16 protein-coding genes are annotated in these 21,319 nt (G+C 57.3%); all 16 read left to right on the top strand.

Annotation, left to right across the window (positions count from 1 at the left end):
- The first annotated feature begins 319 nt into the window (after positions 1–319).
- The 16 genes from VCK47_RS16310 to VCK47_RS16235 all read left to right on the top strand — a co-directional run bounded on the left by VCK47_RS16310 (position 320) and on the right by VCK47_RS16235 (position 21,122).
- Entirely contained in the window at positions 320–733 is a 414-nt protein-coding gene (locus VCK47_RS16310; RefSeq protein ID WP_322891439.1) for a type I restriction endonuclease subunit R, EcoR124 family, read from the top strand.
- 252 nt (positions 734–985) lie between these two features.
- Positions 986–1,789: a metallophosphoesterase gene (locus tag VCK47_RS16305; protein WP_322891440.1), complete on the top strand. Its 804-nt coding sequence runs from the start codon at positions 986–988 to the stop codon at positions 1,787–1,789.
- On the top strand, positions 1,786–2,685 hold the full coding sequence (locus VCK47_RS16300; RefSeq protein WP_322891441.1) for a metallophosphoesterase: 900 nt from the start codon (positions 1,786–1,788) through the stop codon (positions 2,683–2,685). The genes VCK47_RS16305 and VCK47_RS16300 overlap by 4 nt, the downstream gene beginning before the upstream one ends.
- A 90-nt stretch (positions 2,686–2,775) precedes the next feature.
- The gene (locus tag VCK47_RS16295; RefSeq protein ID WP_322891442.1) at positions 2,776–4,884 is read left to right on the top strand and encodes an ATP-dependent nuclease; all 2,109 of its coding nucleotides are present in this window, start codon (positions 2,776–2,778) and stop codon (positions 4,882–4,884) included.
- The gene (locus tag VCK47_RS16290) at positions 4,881–6,623 is read left to right on the top strand and encodes a UvrD-helicase domain-containing protein (RefSeq protein WP_322891443.1); all 1,743 of its coding nucleotides are present in this window, start codon (positions 4,881–4,883) and stop codon (positions 6,621–6,623) included. Before VCK47_RS16295 ends, VCK47_RS16290 begins: the two co-directional genes overlap by 4 nt.
- A gap of 169 nt (positions 6,624–6,792) precedes the next feature.
- Entirely contained in the window at positions 6,793–7,923 is a 1,131-nt protein-coding gene (locus VCK47_RS16285) for a DNA repair exonuclease (RefSeq protein ID WP_322892304.1), read from the top strand.
- Positions 7,920–10,526, top strand: a complete 2,607-nt coding sequence (locus VCK47_RS16280) for a chromosome segregation protein SMC (protein ID WP_322891444.1) — start codon at positions 7,920–7,922, stop codon at positions 10,524–10,526. Before VCK47_RS16285 ends, VCK47_RS16280 begins: the two co-directional genes overlap by 4 nt.
- Before the next feature lie 241 nt (positions 10,527–10,767).
- Positions 10,768–11,400 (top strand): hypothetical protein, encoded by a 633-nt coding sequence (locus tag VCK47_RS16275; RefSeq protein ID WP_322891445.1) that lies wholly within the window; start codon positions 10,768–10,770, stop codon positions 11,398–11,400.
- Positions 11,401–11,494: 94 nt separating this feature from the next.
- The gene (locus tag VCK47_RS16270; protein ID WP_322891446.1) at positions 11,495–11,935 is read left to right on the top strand and encodes a hypothetical protein; all 441 of its coding nucleotides are present in this window, start codon (positions 11,495–11,497) and stop codon (positions 11,933–11,935) included.
- Between the two features lie 374 nt (positions 11,936–12,309).
- Positions 12,310–13,002, top strand: a complete 693-nt coding sequence (locus VCK47_RS16265; protein WP_322891447.1) for a hypothetical protein — start codon at positions 12,310–12,312, stop codon at positions 13,000–13,002.
- Positions 13,003–13,004: 2 nt separating this feature from the next.
- The gene (locus tag VCK47_RS16260; RefSeq protein ID WP_322891448.1) at positions 13,005–13,169 is read left to right on the top strand and encodes a hypothetical protein; all 165 of its coding nucleotides are present in this window, start codon (positions 13,005–13,007) and stop codon (positions 13,167–13,169) included.
- Positions 13,166–15,397 (top strand): Mu transposase C-terminal domain-containing protein, encoded by a 2,232-nt coding sequence (locus VCK47_RS16255; protein WP_322891449.1) that lies wholly within the window; start codon positions 13,166–13,168, stop codon positions 15,395–15,397. Before VCK47_RS16260 ends, VCK47_RS16255 begins: the two co-directional genes overlap by 4 nt.
- Before the next feature lie 6 nt (positions 15,398–15,403).
- Positions 15,404–16,411 (top strand): TniB family NTP-binding protein, encoded by a 1,008-nt coding sequence (locus tag VCK47_RS16250; RefSeq protein WP_322891450.1) that lies wholly within the window; start codon positions 15,404–15,406, stop codon positions 16,409–16,411.
- Positions 16,412–16,414: 3 nt separating this feature from the next.
- Positions 16,415–18,226 (top strand): TniQ family protein, encoded by a 1,812-nt coding sequence (locus tag VCK47_RS16245; protein ID WP_322891451.1) that lies wholly within the window; start codon positions 16,415–16,417, stop codon positions 18,224–18,226.
- A 232-nt stretch (positions 18,227–18,458) separates the two neighbouring features.
- The gene (locus tag VCK47_RS16240; protein ID WP_322891452.1) at positions 18,459–19,670 is read left to right on the top strand and encodes a multidrug effflux MFS transporter; all 1,212 of its coding nucleotides are present in this window, start codon (positions 18,459–18,461) and stop codon (positions 19,668–19,670) included.
- A gap of 51 nt (positions 19,671–19,721) precedes the next feature.
- Positions 19,722–21,122 (top strand): helix-turn-helix domain-containing protein, encoded by a 1,401-nt coding sequence (locus VCK47_RS16235; RefSeq protein ID WP_322891453.1) that lies wholly within the window; start codon positions 19,722–19,724, stop codon positions 21,120–21,122.
- Positions 21,123–21,319 lie beyond the last annotated feature (197 nt).

The following is a 21,319-nucleotide window of genomic DNA, read 5'->3' as shown; positions in this document are numbered from 1 at the left end:
TCATGCTCTGCTCATGCTCACAGTTTTCATACACCTGTTCAATACGAAGTAGTATTTGAAGGGCTGTGGCCCCCCTTCTTATGCGGATCCCATCACCAGAATGTCGCCAACCATTGTGGCAAAGTGGACGGTCATCGGCAGGACATCATTAAAATTGCACGAATTGTCGTTGATCGTTGTCTGACCCATGAGGTCTTTCAAAACCGATTGAATTTTTGGCATCGAGTGCTTGTTCCGAAGCATCGTCATGAAAAGCGGGTTAGGTGTCTCAGGCCCAATGTAAGTGCGAGTTGTGGAACATAGCCGCTTGTCCAGAGATATGGAAAGCCTGAAATCGCACGAGATGCGGCGGCGTATCTTTGAGCTTATGTTGTCGCAAGTCCAGCGGCGCGACAAGCGCGACCTAATCGAGGCATTCATCGACCAGCGGATGCCGCTCCTGTCACCCGACGCCGACATCCGCGCAGCCTTTGCCGCAATCGGGTCAGAAGAACGCCCCAAGGCCTTCGTTAACCTGATCGCGGCTAAAAAGCTTGATCCCGCGTGGTTCAACCTTCATTCCGGCGAAATGGTGATCACTGGCATGCGTCCAGCCCATGACGCGACCGTCGCAATCATGATGATAAAGCTCGGCATCCTCGCACGGAAAGCCGCAGTGGGTCGGGTGATTTTTGGCATCGAGGGGCTACTGGCAACCTTTGACGAGGGGGGTGGTGAGTTGGATAGCCTCTAAACCCTGCTTGTTGACTGAAACGGTTTCGTCAGTGATTTCGGCATTTCAACAGGTTGCCGCCTATGGCAAGAATCGCGGACTCGGCCATTCTCTAAAAGCATTGGCACAATGCCTCTTACTCAACGGATCAATGGTTAACGTCCTGAACAAATTGACAGATCAGCAACCGGAATGGTTGTCGAAAGCACATCCTGCAAGTATCAATGTTAAAGATCGACCTGATGGACTGTGGTAGAAGGCGGGGACAGCGAATTGGCACATACGTCGGGCAAGGTGATGGTGATCGCCGATCTGCATCTTGATCGGTGGCTGACTGTCCGCCGGGATCCGCTTGCGGGTCTTGCACCGGGCACCCTTTCGTCGCTGGATGCGCTGATCATTGCGGGGGATTTGAGCGACAAGCCCAAAACACGCTGGCCGAACGTTCTCAAGCATTTGAGCGGATACATTGACCTTCGTCGGGTCTGGGTGGTGCCCGGAAATCACGACTACTATCACCATTCGGTCGACGACGACGCACGGCTTGCTCTAATATGCCAGACGGAGGGAGCGAATTTTGCTCAGAAGCGATTGATCTTCATTGGTGACACGCGATATCTGTGCTGCACCCTTTGGACCGATTTCGCGCTCCAAGGGTCTGTGGAAATCGGGATGCGCGATGCGGCGCACCAACTTAATGATTACAGATACATACGTCTAGCCGGTGCCGGCCACCGCCGAATTCGTCCGGTTGATATTGTGCGTGTCCACGCGGACCACCGCTCCTGGCTGGAAACACATTTGGCAAAAGCTTTTGGAGGGGACACAATTGTGGTCACCCATCATGCGCCTTTGCCGGCCTGCATCCCCGAGGGGTTTACTGCGGCCCCGGCCTATGCGTCGGATCTCAGCGACATGATCGACCGATATAAGCCAAAACAATGGCTCTTCGGCCATACACATGTGCAAATGGACATCCAGCGCGGCGGCACCTTCGTGCGGAATGTGTCGCTCGGGTATGACGAGCACATCGCTAAGGGGACTGAGGTGGCTATCTTCGAAAAGGGATTGGTGTGACTGATGACTTCGAAACGTCCCGAACCGGCCCACACCTGAAACACTTAAGCCTACCGTGGCGCAATTTGCCCGGTGCGTTGCCCGGTAGCACCGAGATATTTACGATCGGCGACGTCCACGGTCAGGCTGATCTGCTCGAAGTGGCCCTCACCTCGATCGCCCAGACCCCGCGAACCGCTCTGGTCCGCCATATGGTTTTCCTCGGCGATTTGATTGACCGTGGCCCGAAGTCTATCGCCAGCATTCATCTGGCGGTGAATGGCCTTACGCTGGCTGCCGCCGATCATCTCCATATCCTACCGGGCAACCATGACCTGATGTTGCTGGACGCACTCGAGGCCGATGACGCGCTCGAACACTGGCTGATGAATGGCGGCAAAAACGTGCTGGCGGAGGCGGACCTGTGCTGGCGAGAAAACAGTTGGTCAGAGATCACTTCTCATCTCCAGAAACAAATCCCGCCCGCCTATTTTGAGCAAATCGCCCATGGCCCAAGTTATCTCGTCCTTGGCGATCTGATTTTCGTTCATGCGGGCATCCATCCGCATCGCGACAGGGCGGCATTTCTTGAACAGGATCGTCGGAATGTCAGGACGGACGATCACTGGGCAACGATCCGCTATCCTTTTCTTGATTGGACGGGGGGATGGGACGCGAACGATCCAGATCCTGCCCGCCAACAGACCCGACCTACGGTCGCCGTCCATGGCCATACCCCTGCCCTGCGAGAAGACCTGCGATATCCGGACCAGCTTTCGGTTTGCGATGGGGTCGACGAGTTTCGCGCTGTCGACCTAGACATTGGTGCGGGGCATCGGCCGCAACTGGCATGGGCGCATTTTCGGATGAAAGACAGACAAGCGACGATGCAGCTTCATGCTTTGAGTGCGGGATAACTCTGGCAAAGTAAGAAGCCGGATCAAAAACATGGTGACACCCGGTGGTTGAGCTGGCATCAATCCGTAAATGTTCGAGCGGGAAATGTTATGATCAGACTGACCGGGATACATGTGCGCGGTTTCAGGCTTCTTGAAGATGTAGAAATTTCTGTCGAGGCCAGTTCAACGGTCATCGTAGGTCGCAATAACAGCGGCAAGACATCTCTGACCGAGGTGCTAGACCGTTTTGTTGGTGATAAGGCAGGGCAATTCCGGCTGGAGGATTTTTCAGCATCGCTTCGCGCGGCTTTTGTTGCATGCCGGACACAGCGCGTTGACGGCGATGCGCCGGCAAGTGTTTTGCTAGATGCGCTGCCCACCATTTCGCTGGATCTCACTTTCAGCTACGAGGCAACCGGAGACCTTGGGCCGCTTTCACCGTTCATCATTGATCTGGACCCGGCTTGCAGAATTGCTATCGCAAGAATCGAATATGCGCCTGTTCTCTCTAAGGTAGGGGACCTCCTCGACCTGCCTGTTCTCGCAGAAGGCGAGGCCGGTGTAGAAGACTTAGACCCTGAGCCCCCCTTGCCCACCGATCCCAATGTCGCATTCTTCCGGCATCTTCGTATGCAAATTCCGCATGTCTACGCGCTTCGTGTGTGTGCGATCGATCCAACGGACCCCACCAATCGCCGCATGTTCGCAAATTCCGCCGAGCTCTCTGCACTAATCCAGGTGGGCTTTATTGGCGCTCAGCGGACGCTGGAACCCGGGAAGAAGGGCGATCCGGATGTGATCGGCAAGCTCCTGAGCCAGCTTTTCCGGACTGCAGATACGCTCACTGCAGCACCGGAAGATCAGCTGATTGTGTCACAGATGAAAGATTCCGTTGCGCGGGTGGAAAGCGCAATGCAAGGCGGCTTCGATACGCAATTGCGCGGCCTGTTGCCTGCTTTGAGCCTCTTCGGATTTCCCGGCCTGAATGACACCGAACTGAGGCCGCATACTACTATCGATATCGAAAGCGTGCTGACGGACAATACCCGCATTCTCTACTCCGGAATGGACGGTGTCCATCTGCCCGAGGGTTACAACGGGTTGGGAACCCGAAACCTGATTTACATCCTTTTCCAGCTCGAAACCATTCATAAATCCTATCGCAACCTACCCTCCCGACCTGCGGTTCATCTGGTCTTTATCGAGGAGCCGGAGGCGCATCTTCATCCGCAGATGCAGGAGGTTTTTATCTCACAGCTGAACGCCGCTATCGGCATTCTTTCTGATCGATACGCGGACGAACCGGCCTGGGCGGCCCAGTTTGTGGTCTCGACCCATTCGTCGCACCTGGCCAATGCCGCTAAGTTTGACGCCATCAGATACTTCCTGAACGTCCCCTCACAAACGCCGGGCTGCCGCAAGACCAAGGTTAAGGACTTCCGGAGGGGCGCTGCAACAATATCGCCGGATGACCGCGCATTTCTGCAGCAGTATATGACGCTGACAAAGTGCGATCTTTATTTTGCCGACAAGGCTATTTTGGTCGAGGGTGCCAGCGAGCGGATCGTGATGCCACGTATCATACGTATGGTCGACGAGACACTTGATGCAGCCAACCGCCTCGGCAGACAGTATCTGACTGTCATGGAGATCGGCGGCGCCTATGCCCAAAAGTTCTTCCCGCTCTTGGATTATCTTGAGCTGAAATCCATAGTGATAACGGACCTTGATGCGGTTCAGCTGATTAACGGCAAGTATCGGAAATGCCCTACCGAAGACGGGGAGCGGACCTCGAACAGCGCTCTGAAGGCATGGTTTGAAGACCCTGCAATTTCGATGGCGGAGTTACGCGCAAAGACCTCGGTGGAGAAAACACGGAATTTCTACCGGCTCGCCTATCAGATCCCGGAAGAAGGCTCCAACCACTGTGCCCGCAGTTATGAGGATGCGCTCATTCTCGCCAATTTGCCAAGATTTGAAATTGCAAACGACCCCACAGCGGCTCGAATCGCTTGGGAGAAGGCGGCCGAATTCGGTAAGTCCGCCGAGGCAATCCGCTTTGCACTGATGCCAGAGAATTGGAACGTGCCGCTTTATATACGGGAAGCGCTGGTGTGGCTTTCTGAGCCACCGCCTGCACCGGCGATCCAAGTGCCGCCGCCCGAAATTGATCCGGTGGTAGCGGAAGCGGCCGCCCAGGCCGAGGTCGTGCTTTGACGGGGGAGATCTCGCCGGCCGTTGCCGCGGCGCGGGCCGCGCAGGAGCGAGTTGAGGCCTGCTTGCAAGACGGACTCAATTTCCGTCTTGAAGCCGGCGCCGGTGCAGGCAAAACCTACTCTCTGGTTGAGGCCCTTAAGAAGATCATCTCGGAGCGGGGACCGGCTCTGATCCGCGCTGGGCAGAAGGTTGCCTGCATCACCTACACGGAGGTTGCGCGCAAAGAGATAGCGCAGGACATCGAGGATCATCCCGCGATCCTCGTGAACACCATTCATGGCTTTGCGTGGTCATTCCTGTCCCAGCACCAGAAGGCGCTTCGGGAAAAGGTCGCCGCGCTGACCTCGGATCGGGAGGTTGAGGCGATCGAAGCGGCGGGCGGGGTTAAGGATCAGGTTGTCGAATATAATCTCGGCTTCTTTGGAATTGATGACAAACGTATTACCCTCCACCACGACCACGTGCCGAAATTCCTCGCCAGTCTACTTGCTCAGCCAAAAATCAGGCGATTGTTTACCGGGCTCTATCCCGTTCTATTCATCGATGAATACCAAGACACGGACCCCACCGTTATGTCTGCGATGTCGGAGCATTTCTTTGCTGCCAATGAAGGCCCGGTCACCGGTCTGTTCGGCGATCATTGGCAAACCATTTATCGCAGCGACTACGAACTGACAGCCTTTCCGAATGTCATAGGGATTGATAAGGGCTCAAATTTCCGGTCGGTGCCGGCCGTCGTCGATGTCCTGAACAACCTCCGCCCCCAACTTCCGCAGGCGGTTCGGGACCCGCAAGCTCTAGGCGAAGCGCGGTTCTTCCATTGCAATGGGCTCGGCGGTGAAAGAAGAACGGCTAGTCCATACAAGGATGATCTACAGGAAGACTTACATGCTGCGACGGTAGAGCGCCTAAAAGATCGCCTCACGACGGATGGCTGGGATTTTTCTCCGACCCGGACGAAGATACTTATGCTTACCCACAACGCGATTGCGGCCAAACAGGGCTACCCGACAATTGCGGCTATATTCGAGCACAAGGAGGCGTTCGTTAAGAAGGAAGACCCGCTGATCGCCTGTCTAATCGACTTGGTTGAGCCTGTTTGCGCGGCCTATATGGCCCGCAAATTTGGCGAAATGTTTTCCCATATGGGCCGCGCGCCCACTATCCGATCATATACGGACAAGGCCGCCTGGGCCGCAGATATGGATCGACTTGTCTATCTACGCCTCAATGGCACCATCGGTGATGTTATCGACCATCTGAAGTCAACTGCCCGGCCCCGCCTGAGCGAGCGAGTGCTTGGCCGGGAGGCCGAAATACTGGCCCTTGGACCTGATGAGACACAGGAAGAACCTAACTCTCTGAAGCGGCATCGTGCCCTCCGCAATGTCCGCTATTCGGAACTTGTTGAGGTGAAAAAGTTCGTCGAAGGTTTTACGCCTTTTGCGACTCAACACAGTGTCAAGGGCGCACAATTCGAAAACGTGCTCGTCGTCCTTAGTGGGGGCTGGAACCATTATAATTGGCCGCGCTTTCTCGAGCAACTGCACACTGGAGATATTCCCGCCAAGCAGGTCAGCGGCTTTCATCGGGCACGGAACCTGTTCTATGTCGCGATCTCTCGGCCAGAGACAAGATTGGCGGTTTTGGCAACGCAGACCCTCAGCGCAGAAGCGCTAGCTGCCGCACGGACTATGTTTGGGGCCGGAAACATACTGGCGGCGCCGGGGGGGCAGTGAGGCAGCATCGGCCGATCCCAAGGCCCCGTCGGCTCAAGCCCCACAAGAATTGCACGGCCAGGCTGTATCCCGCACTTTGATGTCTTGCATTTCAACCGCTACGCCGGTCACTTAGGTGATAGGCAATCTCCACGCCGAGCCCATTTTCATTGTCATCGAGGTCTGATCTATTTCCTTCCGCTTTATTCATACCAGCGACCTGCACATTGGTCGGCGATTTGCCAACATCTCGGAGCCAGCAGACGGGAACTTGCGCGGCCGCTTGATGGAAGCTCGCTTCGACAAGATCCGGCAACTGGCGAATGCTGCGCGCGAGCATGGCGCGGAACATGTGCTTTTGGCAGGGGATACATTCGATTCCGCAACGCCATCGCGGCAGGTGCTGCGGCAGGCGCTGGCGGCCATGCGTGATGCGCTGGAAGTGCATTGGTGGCTGTTACCCGGCAACCACGACAATCTGCGCAATGCTGAGCCGGTCTGGGACGAGATTGTGAAGGATGCGCCTGAGAATGTGCATGCGCTGAGGGCAACCGACGTAGTCGAGATTGCACCGGGGGTAGCGCTTTTGCCCTGCCCCGTTCCTGTGCGCACGACAGGGCGTGATCTGACAAAGGATCTGCCGGGTATCGCCACGCCAGAAGGGATGCTTAGGATAGGGCTCGCCCATGGTGGGGTGGTCGATTTTGTCGAAAGCGGCGAACAGATCCCGCCAGATCGCGACCGTAGCGCCGGCCTTGACTATCTCGCGTTGGGTGACTGGCATGGCCGGTTACAGGTCACGCCACGGACACAGTATTCGGGCACGCCGGAGCAAGATCGGTTCAAGCATGGCGTGCGAGGGCAGTGTCTTGCGGTAACCCTTGCGCAGAGCGGGGCCATCCCGGAAGTGGCTGCAATTGAGACAGGCAGCTTCCTGTGGTCCAACATCGGCTTACCATTGCATGAAGGCGAAGACACCGCGCTGACGTTGGCCGCACTTTTGCCAACGGCTGACCGGCGTAACACTCTGCTCCGTATCAAGGCGAGCGGCTGGACGTCTCTTGCGGGTCATGCAGCGCTGGGAGTTGCAGCGGAACGGCATGCGCCCGAATTCGCGCTGCTCGACCTGATTTCCGAAAGAGTAGGCACGCTGCACAATGTCACCGATCTCGACGCGATTGACCAAGCCGGAGCAATGCGGCTGGCCGCAGAGCGTCTAATGGCAGAGGCCGGCAACGGCGCACTGGCCGAAGCGGAGCGCGATATCGCAGCGGCGGCGCTCAATCGGCTTTACGCCTATGCGACGGAGGGCGCGCGATGAAACTGCGCGCGATAACACTAAAAGACGTGCGGCGTTTCACGGATCCGGTGCGGATCGATGGGATTGCGGACGGGGTGAACGTGCTGTGCGCCCCAAATGAGTTCGGCAAGTCGACGGTTTTTGACTCGCTCCGCGCGCTATTCTTTGTGCCCCATGGCTCTCGCGGCAAAGAGATTGGCCAGCTGCGCCCGCATGCCGGTGGCGCGCCGGAAGTCACTGTGGAGCTTGAAACGCCCGAGGGTATTTTCCACGTCTCAAAGCGCTGGTTCAACAAACCCGAAGCCCGCGTCAGCCGCGCAGGTGTGTTGATTGCTCAGGCAGATTTGGCTGAGGCGTGGATCGGGCAGTTGTTGGGCGGGGGCGATGGCGGTCCATCGGGCCTTTTGTGGGTGCGGCAGGGCCTGACCAGTCTTGCCGATGGCAGTAACAAAGAGCAGCAAGCTGCTTTGGACGCCCGACGCGATCTTCTCTCATCGGTTACCGGCGAAGTCGAAGCGATGACGGGGGGGCGCCGCATGGACGCAGCGCTGGCTCGCTGCCGCGAAGAGCTTGGGGCCTATGCCACCCCCACAGGGAAGCCACGGACGGGTGGCCCCTGGGCCGAGGCTTTACAACAGCTCGATGCGCTGACGGCTGATCGGGATGCATTGGCGATACGGGTCGAAATCCTGCAATCCGCCCTGACCGAGCGGACAAAGCTTAGGCGTGAACTGGCGGAGATCGAGGCTCCTGACGCTATCGCCGACCGGACTGCGCGGCTTACCGCTGCATCGGTGTCACATCAGGAAGCCTTGGCCCATGCAGATCAGGTGAAAGCAGCCGTGCTGGCACTTGAATCGGCAACCCAAGCCGCCGACCGGGCGCAGCGTGACCTTGAGGCCCACAGGACTGCGACAAAGGATCAAGCTGATGCCTTGCAGAAGGGCAAAGATGCGACAGTGAAGCTGAAGGAGGCGAATGAAACGCTTGTTGAAACTGAGCAGGCGCACACAGACGCCATGGCGGAGCATGAGGCCGCCGAGCTGCGGTTAAAGCACGCCGTATACATGCTGGGGCGGGTGCAGGCCCGTTTTGCAGCCGATGCCGCGAATGAACGTCGCTCCGAGTTGCAGGACCGCATCGCGAAAGCCGGGGTTGCGCGGCAAGCGGTCGAAACCGCCACGGCAGAAGCGTCTGTCGGGCCTGACAGCGCCGAAATTGAGCGGCTGCGCGGCCTTGCAGCCGCGTTTACGACCGCGCGCGCATTACGGGACAGCACGGCCACGCGGGTCACAATGCGCTACACGCCAGGCTGTGAAGGCGCTGTGCGCGACGGCGCTACACCGCTCGAACATGACAAAGTCCACCCGCTCCACACCGCCACTGTCCTGCAAGTTGACGGGCTGGGCGCGTTGACTATCCACCCGGGCGAAGGCCCCGACGGACTGACAGATGTGGCGCGAGCCGAGCGCGAAATTGCAAAGGCACTGAGTGGATTTGGTTATTCCACGATGGAGGATGCGTTTACGGCGCACCGCAAGCGGCAGGAAGCTTCGGGACGGCTGACAGGTTTTCAAGCTGAGTTGGCCGCACTTGCGCCGAAGGGCATCGAGGAATTGCAGCGGCAACTTGCTGCACTCCCCATGGCGACGCAAGAGGATCACACCGATCTGCCTGAGGCGGATGCGGCAGAGGCCGAATGGCAAGCGGCCAACGGACAGGCGGCGGAACTCGCCGCAACCCGAGAGGCTCTGCGGGAACGCCGCGATATCGCACGGACCAAAAGGGCAGAGGCAACCGTTCGACAGGAAGCTGCCGCAGAGCGGCTGGAAATGACAAGCGCCGCGCTAAAGCGGCTGGCGTCCCAAGACGAGGCAGAATTAGCAGCCTTGACGAAACAAGCTCACGCCACCCGCGAACAGGCGGAAATTGAGCTTAAAGGCATCCGCGACACCGCCCTGGACATTGCAGCAACAGAGGCCACCCTGAAACGCGTGCAGTCAGTAGTGAACGCAGCACAAGACCGGATTGATGCCTTGCGACCTACTATTGCAGCATTGACCGAACGGATTTCCGGTAACGCTGGCGAAGCGGTCGAGGAACAATTACAGGAAGCTGACGAAAAGCTTGAAGTAGCACGAGGGCATCTTGCCCGTGTGGACCGAGAGGTGAAGGTCCTACAACGCTTGCAAGGCGCGCTTGACGGCGCGCGTTCCGAGGCGCGTGATCGATATTTTGAACCCATTGCAGCAGAACTGCGACCACTGATGCATCTCTTGTGGCCCGATGCAGAGCTAAACTGGGCCGACGACTCTCTCTTGCCACAATCGCTGACCCGAAACGGCCAGGTGGAATCCGTCGACGTTCTGTCAGGTGGCACACAGGAACAGATCGCCTTTCTTGTGCGCCTCGCCTTTGCACGTCTACTCGCAAAGGGTGGCCGGCATGCACCAGTGATCTTGGATGATGCACTGGTCTACACTGACGACGATCGCATTGAGCGAATGTTCGACGCCCTACACCGGCAGGCAGGAGACTTGCAGATCATCGTCCTGAGCTGCCGGCAAAGGGCGTTCCGGGAACTTGGCGGCAAATCACTGCAGATCATAGCTGGGAGCAGCTAGCGAAGAACCGTTGTGCAAGACGACGATCTCAGCACACCGCGACCGTCTTAGTCCAGGTTTCATCGCGTCGTTACCTTGCGAATAACGGCATAAGTATATGTTTTAATTATATAAAATTGATGCTTACTTTGCTGTATCCCAAGATTTTCTTTTTATGGGAAAATTTTCCATTTAAATTATTGACTCATTTTGACGAACCTGCGAATTTGTTCATAGGAAATTTTTACGAAAGACGCGGACGATGGCAACCTCAGGGGACATGGTGAAGGCGGTGGCACAGCTTTTCGACTTGCCCGAGTCGAAGGTTGAAACCTTTGATCGTCGCCTTTCTGAGCATGGTCTTCGTTCGAAGGCAGGTCGAGGAAGGGGCGCGGCCCAGATGGTCGGCTTGGACGTCGTCAATCTGACTTTCGCTGTGCTTTCGGGAGCCGGAATGATGGATGTTCCTGCTGCGACTACTGCCATCACAAGCTTGAAACGTGGACCGGTTTCGGTGCGGCAGGAGCCGATATCGGACGAACCTTTTGCACAACTTGCCGAAAGGGCAGATTGGCACTTTCCCGACCCTGATGAGTTGAAGATATTCCCATTAAGTGCAGATCTTGTTCGCGCCAACACCTTTGGTGAAGCGGTTGCGCTCTATGTCGACGCTATGGCGACAGATCGGTTCAAGCTGTCAGAGGATGTGGCGTTGACAATGACGGTCACGAACGATGGACCTAGCGCTGCGTTGACATGTCGCGTCGGCCGTATGGTGCTGAAGGCGATGTTCGGCTCGGTCAGCGCCGCCGACAGGAAGCCTGAAATCGAGGAAAGACGCACCTTGCAGGGAACCACGTTAGAAAAACTCGCTGCGATTATTCGGCCCGCATGAGGCGGGCCATCCAACACTGCCTATTCTGCAAATCCTGAAATCCGGTTTCATTGCCGCGATTTCATCGCGCGGCACTATGATCAAGGATATCGACATGATCCTCTCCCTTTTTACCACCGTTGCGGCACCTTTCGGGCGCACGAATCGGGCTGATGAGCCGGTAGGTAGCGGCATGAATCTTTACACATCAGGCGAGCCACTCAGACCTCACGCGAGTTTTTTCCTTACAGCAACTTTTTATTCTAGCCTCATCGTCCTGCACATACACAAGGGCACTAACAGCCTGTTGTGCCTGCTTGATCAGTATTGGCTAAATACGGGGCACAAATGCTTGCGTGCAGTAGCGGCAAGTTGTGGGAACTCATATTTTGACACCCCAAATAACGGTTTAAGCATTTGTTTTTCAATGACAATTTTTGGATTCGCATCTCGCAACAATGAAAAATCCGTGTTACACGCCGCGCCGAGAATTGGACAGGAAGTCAATAAAGTCTGCCGACTGTCGATAAATGAAAGGAGCCAAAGGATGACGTAAAACCACCCCGAAAAACAAGAACGCCGAGATGCGTCAACATCCCAGCGCCATTGTTTGAGACACAGACCTGTGCCCACTTTTGACAATATCATCCTAGCAGTTTCAGTCGCGAAACGCAAGGACACAGGCTGTTCTCACCCCTTCACTGAGTGCCAATCCTCGATCCGGCCCTGTCGACCCGCATTCCTGTTTTTGCACACGTTGCAAGCAGGGCTCGGCCCGACATTGCCGATCACCATGCCACTACAGCGGACCCAAAACTGACTTCTGGCCCCGCAATCAGCAAAGCCAGGTCCGCTAACCGGTTCGAAACATGAGAAATGCTCCGCCCTCATCTCTGGGCGGTGGCCAGCCTCCAAATGTGAGAAACACCCATGACACCTAATTTTTTGGGCGGCATCGTGCTGCCCAGTCCCTCCCTCGCCGAACGTAACATCGCACTCTCCTCTCAAGGCCACTGCACGGGGCATTCCGTCCTTGGCTACGGCGCAGGTGTCCGCACGCAAGCCGAATCCTGGCTTGAGCAGTGCGTCTTCTACGTGCTGAACGCACGGCACGATGTCGCCACGATGCGCGAGCAGGTTTACTTCTATTACGGACCAAAGCGCGAACAACATCATATTTTCGACGTCGTGGTGACCCTGCATGATGCGCGGCAGATCGCGTATACGATCAAGCCGGAAAATCGCACCAAGTGGCGGATGGAGCATCAGATCCCTGGCGAGGATTTCCTCAGCCACATGCAGACGGTGGCTTGGTGGGTCCGTGATTATGGCTTCGCCGTTGACACAAGGCTGATTTCCGAAACGGATCTCGATCCAATCGAACTTCACAACGCCCGGATCATCGCGGTCATGCGTGAAGGCGATCCTGAAGCTGAAAAGATCGCCCTTTTTACCGTCAACGAGATGGTTGGGGGACGCACCTTGCGCGATCTGACACTTCAGGTCGGTCTTGGTGCCCAAGGCTACAGGGCTCTTCTCCGCCACATTCGGACAGGCGAACTGATCGTCCGGGGCGGCGAACGCATCACACCAAAAGCAACCGTATTCCGGAAAGGAACCTAACAATGAGCCTTGAACTCGACCGCGCCCTGACCGGCCTTTGCCTCCTTGAGCGGGTGGAAATCGACGAATGCAAGATCGACCTCAAACCGCATCGCGAACTGTTAGCCGTGCCTTCTAAACGCATGAAACCCAAAAAATTCGTTTCTTGGAAAGGATCTCACCAATGAGCCGTGATTTTGACCGCAGGTTCCCGTCCTTCGTTTTGGGTCCACATGACAGGATCACGATCGAAGGAAAGCAGATGAGGTTATCCTACATGAGTGGCGATCAGGCCATCTTGGTTCCCGCTGATGGAAATGGCCTGACTGAGTCCTTCGATGTGGCGCAACTCAACCGGCTTAGTGCGGCCGGAAAAGTCCTGCATGAAGTGGAATACTACCTACCGCCGCAGTTGCGATCTGCGTCGGTGCGGAATTTTTTTGATCTTGTTGCGCCGAACTTGCCGCCTGCTCATCGGCAGCGGGTCGATATCAGATACGCAATGGCGCAAGCATTGATGGAGCTCAACGACCGGTCTTTGGGGAAGAACCGCATCAAGATGAGCGATGAATCCATCACTGCCAATATGCCGATGATCCGCGAATATGCCGCTGACTATTTGGAAAAGGACTGTCCAAATCCCGCCGCTGTCGAAAAGCTCAGGAAATACCGCGACGGCACCGGCAAGAAGCCTCGCGGTGGCGGGGCATCGCTGACTCCAGAGGCCGCAAACGCGCGGACCATCCGTAAATGGGTGGCTTTGGTCAAGGCGGGGGGCAAGTGGGCTTTGATCGACAAATGCGCAAATCGTGGAAATCATTCCAGCTATTTTTCACCCGAAGAAAATGCGCTGATGATGAAGACCGTCAACGAGTTCTACTTGCACCTGAACGGGCATTCGCCAGGAGCCACCGCTCAAGAAGTGCGCAAGGTATTCACAAAAGAAAACGAGGCCCGTCTTGAAAAAGGGCTGTCCGCTTTGCGCATACCGAGCCGGGAGGCAGTAAGAAAGCTGATCAATAGTCTGGACAAGTTCATGGTTTTGGTCGCGCGTCGCGGCCAGAAAGAAGCCATAAAGTTGATGAAGCCGGTAGGCCAAGGCCTGACGGTTTCAAGACCCTTTGAGCGCGTCGAGATCGATGAGACCAAGATCGATCTGATCACGATCATGGCGCAGAGCGGCCTTCTCGGACTGTTCACCACCGAAGAGCTGACCGAACTCGGTCTGGACAATACAAAAGATCGCTGGTGGCTCGTGGTGGCTATCGATTGCCGCACCAGGATGATCGTAGGGATGCAGCTGACACGCAATCCTACGACCTCGGCAGCACTTGAGTGCTTGCGGATGACCATGACACCAAAAGGGCATTTCGCAGATGCTGTCGGCGCTTTGACGCCTTGGAACGCGAGCGGCAAATGCGAGACCTTGGTCGCAGACAACGGCGTGTTCAAATCCATCCGGTTTACGGATGCCTGCGCCGATCTCGGTGTTGATGTGCTACGCACAATCGCTGGCAGCCCTTCCATGCGCGGCACAATCGAACGACTTTTCCGGACCGCGTCCATGAAGCTGTTCTCCCGGCTGTCCGGCCGGACATTTTCGAACGTCCTGCAGCGCGGTGATCACCCCTCAGAGGATCGTGCTTGCCTTTACCCCGAGGATTTGTGCTTCGCTCTGGTGCGCTGGATTGTGGACATCTATCACAACACCTCACACGAGGGCCTTGGCGGCAGAACCCCCCTGCAACAATGGGAGGCAGACCACGAAGCTGGAAACTACCCGCTCCACGCACTGCCACTGCGGGAACATCAGCGGCTTGCATTTGGCCTCCCACTGACACGACAGTTGCGAAAAGATGGCATCACCATCCTTGGTCTGCGGTATCATTCTGAAGAACTTGCCCGTTGGTTCCTGATCTACGGCAATCAGGACGTTGATGTGCGCTGGGATCATCAGGATATCGGTGCAGTCTCTGTCCATCTCGATGGTCGTTGGATGGAAGTGAAAACCGTCCATGAAGTCAGCCGTCATGATCAACCGTTTGATGGGCTCAGCGCTGCCGAGTGGACTGCCACCAATCGTGCGCTTCGCACTGGTGATCCAAAGCGCAAAGAGTGGGATGAGAACGTTGTTTTCGCCGCGCTCGACGCGATCAAAGACATGAATGCCCAGAAACAACAGGCGTTCAAAATCGTCGATCGCAATTGGAACGAGAAAACGTTCATCGACCGAGAAGCGCTGTTCAGCGGCTTTTCGATCCAGAGGTCCGCACCCAAAACACGCGATTCCGAGGACGGCTTTGGGCGCAGCATTGAGCCACGCGCGCCTCAGAGCGATGCGGTCACAGCTACCGATCCTGCGATCACTCGAAAGTCCAAAAGTGCGGCCCCCAGCAAAATGAAAATCAAGGAGTAACTTCACATGACAACTGATACAGACGCCACGTCGAACGCCGCCGCGCAGATCATCGAACGCCTTCGTGTCATCCACGTCGAAACAGAACGTGACGACGAAATCCGGAAACAATTGAGGCGGCTTCTGAAGGTCGGCCAAGATGGAAATCTTACTGCTGAACCTGCGCGTTTCACCGCGGAACTGGAAACCCATGGGATCCTGCTGATCGAGCCTACCGGTGGGGGAAAGACAACCGCGATCGCAGAGGTCCTCAACAGCTTTGACGTTCTGGAGATCAGTGCAGAAACTGGCGCGCCGCGGGTCGTGCAATGTGCAGTGGAAAATCCAGCCACGCAGAAGAGCGTTGCGATTGCCATCCTGCGAGAACTCGGGATCTCGCGAGTCTCTGACAGGGAAAAGGCGTGGACTTTGTTCGATATGGTGCGGCGGCGCATCGAGGCGACCGGTGCTACGGTCCTGTGGATTGACGAGGCACAGGATCTGTTCCTGTCAAAATCTGCCCGTGAAATCGAGGACACAGTCAAAAACCTGAAAAGCCTTATGCGAGGTCGTGCCGCCGTAATCCTGATCCTGAGCGGCACCGAGCGGTTGGCAGAGATTACCAGCTATGACTCTCAGATTGATAGGCGTTTCTCGAAGATCATTCCCAAGGACCTTGTAATCGGCACTGACGAAGATGCGTTGGACGAGATCATCCGCAATTACTGTGAGCGTGCAAAACTCACCTTCAATCCGGACGGTGCTGTCGTCAGCCGTCTGATCCACGCGAGCAGAAATCGTTTCGGGCGTGCGATCGAAACAACCATCAACGCGATAGAGCAGGCACTGCTTGACGGTGACTCGATACTTGAACGTCAGCATTTCGCCGAAGCTTGGGGCATGAAGGAGACCTGCCCGTGGGATCGCAACGTCTTTGTCGCAGAGGCCTGGCGCAGTATCGAACTTGATGTTCAGGCGAAGGCATTTGAAGCCGCACGCACAGCCCGGCAACTCCGCCGACTTGCATTGGGATAAATCATGGCAATGCTTCCCCAAGTCCCGATTGAAGATGGTGAAAGCCTGGTATCCTGGGCAGCGCGCTCTGCACGGGCCCAGACCAGGATGGACCTGATCTCACTCCTTTCTTTTACCGGCCTGAACCGCACTGCTGTCTTGACGCCCTCGGACCATGACATCGACTGCCTCGCCGACCTGTTCGGCGGCCACGTCGTCCAGATCGCCAATGCCGCAGTCGCGCCTGTCGGCGACTGCATGCGAAGGTTTCAGGCCGAAGTTTTTCGAGCAGACTTTTTGTCTTGGCAAGTCGGCGTTTACTGCCCGGCATGTATTGAAGAGGACACACGCCCTTTTGGTCGTGTTTTGTGGCACCTCGAATCGACAAGGATCTGTTCCCGGCACAAGACCCTGTTGGCAAAATGGGACCTTGCGGCCCCTGATCATATTTTTATGTCGCCGGACCATCTATATGCGGTCAATGGCAGCGTGAAGATACCCAATGGCGACTCGCGCACCGAGGTTTTCGCACCGATGCAGCAGTATGTGGAGGATCGCGTTGCTGGCAATGTTGGACCTTCATGGATGGACCGGCAGCGCATTGATCAGGTCGTTCGCGCGGCGAGGGTTCTTGGCACATCGTTGCTCTACGACCGTCACACCAAACCTGAAGATCTGAGCATTGAACACCTTCTTGAGGCGGAGCGTGCCGGATACGACATTGTGTCTGGCGGAGAGGCCGACGTCATTTCCTGTCTTGGAGATATCTGCCTCGCCGCACGAAAGGCAGGGGCGAAAATCACGCCCCAGTCATCAATGCGGATGCTGACTCAATGGGCTGAACGCAACGAAGATGCCGGCCCCTTCCGCCTGCTTCTGCGTGCATTCATTCTCGAGAACTTCCCGATCGCCGCCGGCACGATCTTGCTGGGGACCGCCGTTCCGCAACGATCACGCCATACCATCGCTACACTTGCATCCGAGTTCGGTATTTCGCGTTTCACCCTCGAACGTGGCCTCGTCCACGAAGGAATTTTGAAGCCCGGAGGCATCAACTCCCGACCCACTATGGTGTTTGACAGCACCGCTGGCGATGCGGTCGCCGTCAGGATCAAGTCATCCATACCCTTTGCGGGTTTAAGCGATTACCTCGGCTGCGAACCGATCGTTGCACGTGCGATCGCGCTGGAGTGTTTTGCAGAGCGGGCATTTCCTGAGGAGCCCAAGGTGGATGAGCGCGAACCGGATATGTTACATCGCTTTACCATCACCTCTCTCGATAAATTTCTGACCGCACTTTTTCGGCGAGCGACCACGGTTGCAGCCGTTCCAAGAGCCGCAGTGCCTTTGGTGCGCGCATCGAAAGAGATGCGCTGGATGGTGGCATCAATCATTAAGTTGGTCGTCAACCGAAAACTGGCAGTGTATCGACTTCGGGATCGGCGAGATTTCGGCGGCCTTCTGATTGATCCAGCAGACCTGAAAAGGATCCTCTATGCGTCACCGGTGTCCCCTCACGTCACAAAAAGCGAAGCGGCGCGACGGCTCGGCGTAGAGGGACTTGCTGTTTCACGGCTGCTCGCGACCGCGAAAAGCAATGGCAGCCCATTTCTTCGTCGTGTCCCGATTCCACTAAACCAGCGCCAGATAAAGATGAATGTATCTCGAGACGACCTCGAGAAGTTCGCCAAAACACACATTTCACTTGGAAGGCTTGCCGACCGTCAAGCATTGCCTGCCCAGAAATTGCTAGCCCAACTCGAGGCAAAGTCGATCCATCCGATTCCCTGCAAGGTCAAGACTGAAGACCTGTTCTATCGCCGATCTGACGTCTAACCGACCGATTCACCTGCGTTTCACTAAGGCCACCCTCTCAGGTGGCCTTTTTTGTTGTCCGAAACCTGGTATTTCGATGGACGCCAATTACCTTGCAAATAGGATATCCTCGCCGCTCCACACAAAATGGGGTGTTGAAAACATAGGCTTTTCAGCTCTTGAATGGGCTTCAATTGACTGGCATTTCATCTTGCGCATGGACATCACCGGCACCCGGTCCTAACTAATCCAGATGACAACCTTACCCGATGTCCGGCTGTTCGACCGGACGACCCCGCCCCACATCCTGACGCTGATCCTGATCACCGGTATCTCGGCGCTGAACATGTCGATCTTCCTGCCCTCCCTGGCGGCGATGACAAGTTATTTCAACACCGAATACGCAATCATGCAGGTATCCCTGTCAGGCTATCTGGCGGCAACGGCGGTGCTGCAGATCTTTGTCGGGCCGCTGTCGGACCGGTACGGACGACGCCCGATCGTGATGGGATCGCTTGTGATCTTCATCCTTGCCACCATCGGCGCGCTTTTTTCCACAACGGTCGAGGCGTTTTTGTTTTTCCGCATCCTGCAAGCGGCGGTCGCCACCTGTATGGTGCTGGGCCGCGCCATCGTGCGCGATATCGTCCCCGATGCGCAGGCCGCATCGATGATCGGCTATGTCACGATGGGCATGGCGCTGGTGCCGATGGTCGGCCCGATGATCGGCGGCGCGCTGGAACAGGCGTTCGACTGGCACGCGACCTTTGTGTTTCTGGTGCTGGCGGGGATCGGCACGCTGGCGCTGGTGCATTACGATTTGGGCGAGACCTTGGCCCAAGGCGGCATGGGCTTTCGCGCGCAGGTGCGGTCCTATCCCGAACTGTTCCGGTCCCCCCGCTTCTGGGGCTATGTGATGTGCGCGGCCTTCGGGTCGGGGGCGTTTTTCGCGCTGCTCGGGGGTGCGTCCTTTGTCGGCACCACGATTTTCGGCCTTTCACCGGTGTGGAACGGCGTGGCCCTCGGCGCGCCTGCTGTCGGCTATGCGATGGGCAATTTCCTGTCGGGGCGTTTTTCGGTCCGGCTGGGGATCAACAAGATGGCGCTCATCGGCACCGGCATCACGATTGTGGGTCTGGGCACCTCGGTCCTGCTGACACTGGCGGGGGTCATTCATCCGCTGGTGTTCTTCGGCTTTTGCACCTTTCTGGGGCTGGGCAACGGGCTGACCTTGCCGAACGTCATGGCGGGCTCGATTTCCGTGCGCCCGCATCTGGCCGGCACGGCCAGCGGGCTGGGCGGCGCGATCATGATCGGTGGCGGGGCAGCCCTGTCGCAATTTGCAGGCAGCATCCTGACGGTCGAATCGGGCACCCTGCCCTTGCAACTGATCATGCTCGTGACATCGGTGCTGGCCTTCCTGTCGGTGGTCTTTGTGGTCTGGCGGGAAAAGCGGATCGCTTGACGCGCGCTTTGCAGCGGCTAATCATAGCCCGCAAAGTTGCAAAGGTGCGTGATGGCGATCCAGAAACTCTATGCGGGTGCCAAGCTGCGCGAATTGCGCGGACGGCTGGCGATGACGCAAAAGGCCTTTGCCGACAAGCTTGGCGTGTCGCTGCCCTATCTCAACCAGATGGAAAACAACAATCGCCCCGTGTCGACGGCGGTGGTGCTGGGGCTGGCGCAGGAATTCGGGTTCGATGTGACCGAACTGCAATCGGGCGACGAGGCGCGCTTGGTCGGCGACCTGCGCGAGGCGCTGGCCGATCCGGTGTTCACCGGCACCGCCCCCGCCTTGGCCGATTTGCGGCTGGTGGCGGCTAATGCCCCCGCCTTGGCCCGCGCCTTTCTGGATCTGCATCGCGGGTATCGCCAGACGCATGAACGGCTCGCATCCCTCGACGAAGCTTTGGGCCGCGAGGACGCCCGCTTGCGCCCCAGCCCTTGGGAAGAAGTGCGCGATTTCTTTCATTATTGCGACAATTACATCGACGCCGTGGACCGCAGCGCCGAGCGGATGGCAGGCCAGTGCAAGCCGGACGAGACGATCGCGCAAGCCGCCACCCGCTTGCTGGGCGCAGCAGGGATCGGCGTGCGCTATGCCGCGAGCGATACGCTGCGCGCCTTTGATCCCGCGACACAGCTGTTGACGCTGTCAGCTTCGGCACATCCGGCGACGCAGACCTTTCAACTTTTGCTGCAACTGGCGCTGGTGACGCAGGCTCCATTGCTGGACGCCACGCTCGACCTCGCGCGGTTCCAGTCCGAGGAGGCACGCAGCATCGCCAAGGTCGGGCTGGCAAACTATTTCGCAGGGGCAGCGCTGATGCCTTACCACGCCTTTCTGCAGGCCGCCCAAGACACGCGGCACGATCTGGAACTGCTCGCAGCACGGTTCGGCGCGTCGCTGGAACAGGTGGCGCACAGGCTGTCCACCCTGCAGCGCCCGGGCGCCAAAGGCATCCCGTTCTTCTTTGTCCGCGTCGATCAGGCGGGCACGATCACCAAACGCCATTCCGCCACGACCCTGCAATTCGCGCGCTTCGGGGGGGCCTGTCCGCTCTGGAACGTGCATCAGGCGTTTGAATTGCCGGGGCAATTCCTGCGGCAACTGGCCGAAACACCCGACGGCGCGCGCTATTTCTGTCTGGCCCGCGATGTCAGCAAATCGGGCGGGTCCTATCATGCGCCCACCCGCCGCTATGCCATCGGGCTGGGCTGCGAGGTGCGGCACGCAGGCGCCATCGTTTATGCCGATCACATGGATATCGCAGCACCTGACGCCTATGCGCCGATCGGGATATCCTGCCGGATCTGCGAACGGCGCAACTGCCATCAACGCTCGGTCCCGCCTTTGGAACGGCATCTGCGCGTGGATCCCAACACCCGCGGGCTGTTGCCCTATCAGCTCGACTGACCAGACTTCTTTTTTCCAAAAATACGGAGCCTGTCCCGGACTTGATCCGGGGAGGTGAGCGCCGGACAGCGTCCGGTGCGAGGGGCTGCGCCCCTTTTTTTGCGGCAAAGCCGCAAACGCTCCGCGGGGGATATTTGGGCTCGGAAGATGCGAAAGATGGGGATTGCAAAATATGTGCCATCCGCCGAATATCACCG

It is taken from the genome of Yoonia sp. 72 (assembly GCF_034652275.1).
Classification (GTDB): Bacteria; Pseudomonadota; Alphaproteobacteria; order Rhodobacterales; family Rhodobacteraceae; genus Yoonia.
Note: the sequence above shows the minus strand (reverse complement) of the source record. Positions and strands in the feature narration are given on the sequence as shown.

What these genes read in the sequence shown, in the direction of transcription:
- VCK47_RS16275 (WP_322891445.1), top strand. Translation starts at nt 10,768, where the DNA reads ATGGCAACCTCAGGGGACATGGTGAAGGCGGTGGCACAGCTTTTCGAC.
- VCK47_RS16250 (WP_322891450.1), top strand. Translation starts at nt 15,404, where the DNA reads ATGACAACTGATACAGACGCCACGTCGAACGCCGCCGCGCAGATCATC.
- VCK47_RS16255 (WP_322891449.1), top strand. Translation starts at nt 13,166, where the DNA reads ATGAGCCGTGATTTTGACCGCAGGTTCCCGTCCTTCGTTTTGGGTCCA.
- VCK47_RS16260 (WP_322891448.1), top strand. Translation starts at nt 13,005, where the DNA reads ATGAGCCTTGAACTCGACCGCGCCCTGACCGGCCTTTGCCTCCTTGAG.
- VCK47_RS16270 (WP_322891446.1), top strand. Translation starts at nt 11,495, where the DNA reads ATGATCCTCTCCCTTTTTACCACCGTTGCGGCACCTTTCGGGCGCACG.
- VCK47_RS16235 (WP_322891453.1), top strand. Translation starts at nt 19,722, where the DNA reads ATGGCGATCCAGAAACTCTATGCGGGTGCCAAGCTGCGCGAATTGCGC.
- VCK47_RS16280 (WP_322891444.1), top strand. Translation starts at nt 7,920, where the DNA reads ATGAAACTGCGCGCGATAACACTAAAAGACGTGCGGCGTTTCACGGAT.
- VCK47_RS16245 (WP_322891451.1), top strand. Translation starts at nt 16,415, where the DNA reads ATGGCAATGCTTCCCCAAGTCCCGATTGAAGATGGTGAAAGCCTGGTA.
- VCK47_RS16295 (WP_322891442.1), top strand. Translation starts at nt 2,776, where the DNA reads ATGATCAGACTGACCGGGATACATGTGCGCGGTTTCAGGCTTCTTGAA.
- VCK47_RS16310 (WP_322891439.1), top strand. Translation starts at nt 320, where the DNA reads ATGGAAAGCCTGAAATCGCACGAGATGCGGCGGCGTATCTTTGAGCTT.
- VCK47_RS16240 (WP_322891452.1), top strand. Translation starts at nt 18,459, where the DNA reads ATGACAACCTTACCCGATGTCCGGCTGTTCGACCGGACGACCCCGCCC.
- VCK47_RS16265 (WP_322891447.1), top strand. Translation starts at nt 12,310, where the DNA reads ATGACACCTAATTTTTTGGGCGGCATCGTGCTGCCCAGTCCCTCCCTC.